We start from the raw sequence: 3,741 nt of genomic DNA, 5'->3' as shown, positions 1-3,741 counted from the left end.
ATGTTCGATCCCCGTGAAAAGATCGCTCTTTTCATCGACGGCGCCAATCTCTACGCGACCTCGCGGGCGCTGGGTTTCGACATCGACTACCGCAAGCTCCTGTCGAGCTTCCAGAAGCGCGGCTACCTGCTGCGCGCATACTACTACACGGCACTCGTGGAGGATCAGGAATACTCCTCGATCCGGCCGCTGATCGACTGGCTCGACTATAACGGCTTCAAGGTGGTGACGAAGCCGGCCAAGGAATTCACCGACTCGACCGGTCGCCGCAAGATCAAGGGCAATATGGACATCGAGCTCACCGTCGACGCGCTGGAGCTTGCCGATGTCGTCGACCACTATGTCATCTTCTCCGGCGACGGCGACTTCCGCACCCTGGTCGAAGCCTTGCAGCGGCGCGGCCGCAAGGTGTCGATCATCTCGACCATGTCCTCGCAGCCGCCGATGATTTCGGACGACCTGCGCCGCCAAGCCGATCATTTCATCGACTTGATGACGCTGAAAAACGAAGTCGGCCGCGATCCCTCGGAGCGGCCGGTGCGCCGGCCTGAGCCTGCCGAAGTCGACGAGGACGACTATTGAGAGCGGCGGCGTTGAGCACCGCCCCTTCCCCCGAACCCAGCCGCGACTGCCCGCTCTGTCCACGGTTGCATGATTTCATCGCCGGCTGGCGCGAGCGCGAGCCGGGCTGGTTCAATGCGCCGGTGCCGACCTTCCTGCCGCCGGAAGGCGAGGAATCCGTCAGGCTGCTCATCGTCGGGCTGGCGCCGGGCGTGCGCGGCGCCAACCGCACTGGGCGCCCCTTCACCGGCGACTATGCCGGCGACCTGCTCTACGGCACGATGATCGCGCAAGGGCTGGCGCGCGGCGAATTCAAGGCTAGGCCCGACGACGGACTGGAACTTGTCGGTACCGCGATCACCAACGCGGTGCGCTGCGTGCCGCCGGAAAACAAGCCGGTCGGCGCCGAGATTTCCACCTGCCGGACTTTCCTCAAGCCGACCATCGCGCGTTTCGGCAATCTGCGCGCGATCCTCACGCTGGGCTCGATCGCGCATCAGTCGACGGTGCGGGCGCTGGGCGGCCGGGTCGCCACGCTGCCGTTTCGCCACGGCGGACGGCATGAGGCCGCCGGCATCACCCTGTTTTCCAGCTATCACTGCTCGCGCTACAACACCAATACCGGCGTGCTGACGGAAGAAATGTTCGTAAACGTGTTCAAAGAGATCGCGGCGTTCCTGAAGAGCTAGATTCAGTCGGCCTACACCGGCAGCAGCGCATCCGGCTTCACATCGCCGATCGAGGCGTAGGTGTGCGTTTCCTTCACGCCCGGCAACGGCAAGATCACCCGCGTCAGGAAATCCTGGTAGGCCGCCATCTCCGAAATGCGCGCCTTGACCAGATAGTCGAAGCCGCCGACCACCATGTGGCATTCCAGAACCTCAGGCGCTTTCGTCACCGCCTCCGCGAAGCGCTCGAAAATATGTGGCGCCGCGTGATCGAGGCGCACTTCTATGAAGACGAGCGTGCCGCGACCGATCTTGGCCGGATCGAGCACGGCCCTGACCGCGGTGATATAGCCTTCGCGGAACAGCCGCTTCACCCGAAGGCTGGTTCCGGTCGGCGACAATCCGACACGGGAAGCCAGATCAAGCGTGGTGCGGCGCCCATCCTCCTGGAGCAGGCGAAGAAGACTGCGGTCGATGGCGTCGAGGTCATCCACTTCAGAATTCACAGTAAATCTGCCTCAATGGTGCGGATTTCACTCCGATCTTCAGAAAAGAACGTATTTTGTCACCAGGTTTTCAGCAATAGCCTGCGCTTCAATCGCGGCCGTGGGAGACGGTGCCGGCGAGAACGTCATGGTGGTGGCAGGGTATGGCGGACACACGAGACTCGGGAAACGCAAGGTTGGCGATTATCGCGGGCCTGACCATGATCGGCATATACGCCGTGCAATTCGTCGCCGCCCGATTCAGCTTGAGGGAGCATCTGACCGCGACAGACCTGGCCGCCTTGCGCTTTGGCGGAGCCGGCGCCGTGTTCCTGCCGGTCGTCTGGCGCACAGGCTTCGCAACCATGAAGGCGCTCGGCTGGCGACGGGCATTGGCATTGGCGGCGCTGGCCGGACTGCCTTATCCGCTGATCATCAATTGGGGCCTGACCTATGCGCCCGCCGCTCATGGGGCAGCGCTCTGCCCCGCCTCGATCGTCTTCTTTTCGTTCCTGCTGTCGCGCATCGCCTTCGATGACGGCGCCTCGCGGCAGCGGACCACCGGCGTCGTCGCGATCATCGCCGGCCTGTTGCTGTTCATCGCGCCGGCGCGCAACGGCACCGGCGGCGTGCTGTTTGGCGACATGCTTTTCATCGGATCGGGCCTGATGTTTTCGACCTATGCCGTTCTCGTCAGGCAATGGCGCGTCGACCCGGTGACGGCGACGGTTGCGGTCGTATTCCTGTCCTGCCTGCCACTGCCGGTTATCTACCTGTTCGCGCCAAGCCATCTCAATGCCGCGTCGAGCACGGAGATCGCCAGCCAGGTCGTGATCCAGGGCATCCTGGCCGGCGCGGCAGCGATGTTCCTCTATACTTACATCGTCAGGCAATTGGGGCCGCAAATGGCGTCGCTGTTCCTGCCGGGCGTTCCGATCGCCACTGTGATCGTCGGCATCGCCGTACTCGGCGAAACGCCGATGACGATCCAGCTCGCGGCCATCGCGATCATGGCCGCGGGAATGGCCATCTCGGCGGTCGGAGGGCGCAGTGCCGGCGGAAGTCTGAAAGCATCGGCGCGCGGTGGGTAGCGTGCTCTCCAGGGCTGTGGGCATGGCTCCGGCCGGCCATTCAGGGCACCGGCGCAGACAGCTTAGCCAGCGTGTCGCGCCCGCCCTTCAGCACGTTCAGATCGACATCGCCTGTGATGCCGTCGACGCGGCCCATATTGTGGTACTGCCAGTAGACCCAGTCGTTTTCGCTTGGCTTCATCGCCAGCGAGCGCAGCCAGCGCTGGCGCGTAATGATTCTGGCGGAATAGGTGTCGGCCGCTTCATCGGTCAGATAGAAAATGGCCTGCTTGCCGAAAGCCGTCTCGACAGGGCCGAGGAAAGCGGCAAGCTCGGCATTCAACTGTTCGGGCGACGGGCGTTGGGGGCAATTGCCGCCGAATTCGATGTCGACGACCGGCGGCAAAAGCGGCTCACCGCGCGGCACCACCGCGATGAAATTCTTCGCCTGGTCGGCGCCGGAGCGGCAGAAAGTGAAGAAATGATAGGCGCCGACTGCCAAGCCAGCCTCGCGGGCTTCGCGCAGGTTGGTCGCGAACCTTGTGTCGACATGGTTGCCGCCTTCGGTCGCCTTGATGATGGCGAAGGCGACATCGTCTGCGGCGACCCGCCGCCAATCGATTGTGCCCTGATGATGCGAGACGTCGATGCCCCGGATCGGGAACTCGGCGCGGTCGGGTGAAAAACCCCTGAACCAGAAGAAGGCGCCCACCGCGACGGCGCAGGCAACGATCGCGCCGGCAAGGCCCCAGAAAACGATGCGCCTCCCCAAGACCAACCCCCGTTGGAAATGCTGTTCAGTCGGCACCAGAGGGCCCGCCGGTGGCTTTTTTCAGACCGGTTTGTGCAGACAACGATGAAAGGCTATCCGCGCTCCTTGAGGAGCCGCCCCTTCTCGCGCGACCAGTCGCGTTGTTTTTCGGTCTCGCGCTTGTCGTGCAGCTTCTTGCCGCGGGC

General features: G+C 63.6%; 5 protein-coding genes and 1 pseudogene. 3 read left to right on the top strand and 3 right to left on the bottom strand.

What is annotated here, in order from left to right; all coding sequences use genetic code 11:
- The gene (locus tag Q0L57_RS07965) at window positions 1-582 is read left to right on the top strand and encodes an NYN domain-containing protein (protein WP_296740699.1); all 582 of its coding nucleotides are present in this window, start codon (window positions 1-3) and stop codon (window positions 580-582) included.
- Window positions 579-1,250, top strand: a complete 672-nt coding sequence (locus Q0L57_RS07960; RefSeq protein WP_296740697.1) for a uracil-DNA glycosylase — start codon at window positions 579-581, stop codon at window positions 1,248-1,250. The genes Q0L57_RS07965 and Q0L57_RS07960 overlap by 4 nt, the downstream gene beginning before the upstream one ends.
- A gap of 11 nt (window positions 1,251-1,261) precedes the next feature.
- Here Q0L57_RS07960 and Q0L57_RS07955 read toward each other — a convergent pair whose 3' ends face one another.
- Complete coding sequence (locus tag Q0L57_RS07955; RefSeq protein ID WP_296740695.1) at window positions 1,262-1,723, bottom strand: Lrp/AsnC ligand binding domain-containing protein; 462 nt, start codon at window positions 1,721-1,723, stop codon at window positions 1,262-1,264.
- Window positions 1,724-1,911: 188 nt separating this feature from the next.
- Here Q0L57_RS07955 and Q0L57_RS07950 point away from each other — a divergent pair, with 188 nt between their 5' ends.
- Window positions 1,912-2,805 carry a DMT family transporter gene (locus Q0L57_RS07950; protein ID WP_296740693.1) on the top strand — a complete coding sequence of 298 codons (894 nt, stop codon included), beginning with the start codon at window positions 1,912-1,914 and terminating at the stop codon, window positions 2,803-2,805.
- Between the two features lie 40 nt (window positions 2,806-2,845).
- Here the strand turns inward: Q0L57_RS07950 and Q0L57_RS07945 are convergent, their stop codons facing one another.
- Together Q0L57_RS07945 and Q0L57_RS07940 are read right to left on the bottom strand one after the other, a co-directional pair.
- Window positions 2,846-3,556: a GH25 family lysozyme gene (locus Q0L57_RS07945; RefSeq protein ID WP_296740690.1), complete on the bottom strand. Its 711-nt coding sequence runs from the start codon at window positions 3,554-3,556 to the stop codon at window positions 2,846-2,848.
- Between the two features lie 92 nt (window positions 3,557-3,648).
- Window positions 3,649-3,741 (bottom strand): annotated as a pseudogene (locus tag Q0L57_RS07940) (SsrA-binding protein); the annotation flags it as partial.

This window comes from Mesorhizobium sp. (assembly GCF_024509055.1).
Classification (GTDB): Bacteria; Pseudomonadota; Alphaproteobacteria; order Rhizobiales; family Rhizobiaceae; genus Mesorhizobium.
This window is presented reverse-complemented; position numbering and strand designations above follow the sequence as displayed.

Bases quoted from the DNA above. Each gene is read 5' to 3' on its own strand.
- Q0L57_RS07965 (WP_296740699.1), top strand. From the start codon at position 1: ATGTTCGATCCCCGTGAAAAGATCGCTCTTTTCATCGACGGCGCCAAT.